At 77.5% G+C, this 2070-nt stretch carries 1 protein-coding gene; it reads right to left on the bottom strand.

Features of this window, described 5'->3' with window-relative positions; all coding sequences use genetic code 11:
* Positions 1–2070, bottom strand: a 2070-nt coding sequence (locus VGR37_07885) for a condensation domain-containing protein (GenBank protein ID HEV2147309.1), incomplete at both ends; no start/stop codon positions are given.

Raw genomic sequence — 2070 nt, forward strand, 5'->3', positions numbered from 1 at the left:
GCTCGGCGAAGGGCTGGTGGAGCAGCACCGGGGGGAGCGGGGCCGCGGTGGCGTTCGCCCTCGCGCGGCGCGCCGCCTGTTCGGCCGGGAGGCGCACCGGCTCCTCCTCGTCCCACCCCTCCCCCGCCGCCAGGCGCTCCAGGAGCTCCCGGTAGCTGGCGAACATGGCGTCCAGGAACGCCGGTGCGAACAGCGCCTCCACGGCGTCCCAGCTCGTCCCCAGCCCGCCGTCCAGGGGGTAGGCCTGGTGGTCGAGCCAGACCTGGGGCGTCTGGCTGACGCTGTGCACCACCTCCCCCAGCCCTGCTCCCGGGGGCGCGTCGCCCTCCTCGCCCGCGTCCAACACGCTCGTGAAGACCACGGGCATGAGCGCCCCGGGAGCGCCCCGGCCGCTCCGGGCGAGCTCCCGCAGGACCTCCACCCCGCTGGCCCAGGCGTGGTCCAGGTCCGCCCAGAGACGCTCCTGGACGGCGCGGGCGCGCTCCACGAAGCGGCTGGCGGTGCGGTCCACCTCCAGGAGCGAGATGGAGGTGAAGTCCCCCACCAGCCGGTCCACCTCGGGGTGCAGGGGGAGCCGGCGGAAGAGGGTCAGGTCCAGGGTGAAGCGCGTCGCCGCGCTCCAGCGCCCCAGGACGTCGGCGAAGGCCGCGAGGAGCACCCCCGAGGGCGTCACCCCCGCCGCCGCGGCCCGGCGCCGCAGCTCCCGCCAGGCGTCGGCGGGGAGGTGGGCGCTGCGGCGCACGAAGCGGGGGGCCCCGAGCGAGGCCGGGTCCGCCGCGAGGGGGAGGGGGGGCGGCCCGGGGAGCTCCGGGAGCCGGGCGCGCCAGTATTCGAGCGACCGCCGGTGCCGCTCGCCGCCCCGCAGCGAATCGGCCGCCAGCACGTAGTCGCGGAAGGAGAGCCGGAGCGGCGGAAGCTCGGCCCCGGGATCCTCGTACAGGATGCGCAGCTCCTCCTGGAGCACCACGAAGCTGCGGGCGTCGCCGATCAGGAGGTCGAAGCCGACGTGGACCCGGGTGGCGCCCCCGGGGAGGAGGGTCGCCCGCAGGTCGAAGAGCGGCCAGCGATCGGCGGGGAGCACCTGGTGCGACAGGCGCTCCCGCAGGGCGGCGAGCTCCGCCTCGCGCGCGTCCGGCGCCGCGCCCCTGAGGTCCAGCACCTCGATGCGGTACTCCGGCACGCTTGGGAGGATGCGCTGCTCGCGGCCGGACAGGACCACCGCCCGCAGCATGTCGTGGCGGCGCACCAGGCGGTTCCATGCGTCCTGGAAGCGGGCGAGGTCGAGGTCCTCCCGCTCCAGCTCCAGGTAGACGTGGGTCGCCACCCCGCCCAGCTCGATCCCGGCGCTGCGGCCCACCCAGTAGGCCTGCTGCACGTCCGTCAGGGGGAAGGGCTCGTGGCGGCGGTCCGGGTCGGGGACGGCGCGGGGGAGCTCCTCCGGCGTCTCGCCCGGACCCGCCTGCTCCTCCGCGAGCACCGCCGCCAGCCCCGCCGCCGTCGGCCGCTCCAGCAGGCGCGGGAGCGGCACCTCCACCCCGAAGGTCTCCCGCACCCGTGAGATCAGCCGCAGGGCGAGCAGGGAGTGCCCCCCCAGGGCGAAGAAGCTGTCCTCCGCCCCCACCCGCTCCACCCCCAGCAGCTCGCCCCAGAGCGCCGCCAGCCGCTCCTCCGTCTCGCCCCGGGGGGCGACGTACGGGGAGGCCAGCTCCGGACGCCCGGCCCCCGGGTCCGGCAGCGCCCGGCGGTCCACCTTCCCCGCGGGGGTGCGGGGGAGCTCGGCCAGGGGGACGTAGACGGAGGGCACCATGTGCTCGGGCAGGCGCTCGGCCAGGTGGGCGCGCAGCTCCCCGGCCCCGGCCTCCTCCCCCGCGGCGACCACGTAGGCCACCAGCCGGGCCCCCGCCTCCCCCCCGTCCCGCGCCACCACCACCGCGTCGGCCACCCCCGGGTGCCGCCGGAGCGCGACCTCGACCTCGCCGGGCTCGATCCGGAACCCCCGCACCTTCACCTGGTCGTCCAGGCGGCCGAGGAACTCCAGCTCGCCGCCCGCCAGCCAGCGCACCCGGTCGC

Source organism: Longimicrobiaceae bacterium (assembly GCA_035936415.1).
Lineage (GTDB): Bacteria > Gemmatimonadota > Gemmatimonadetes > Longimicrobiales > Longimicrobiaceae > JAFAYN01.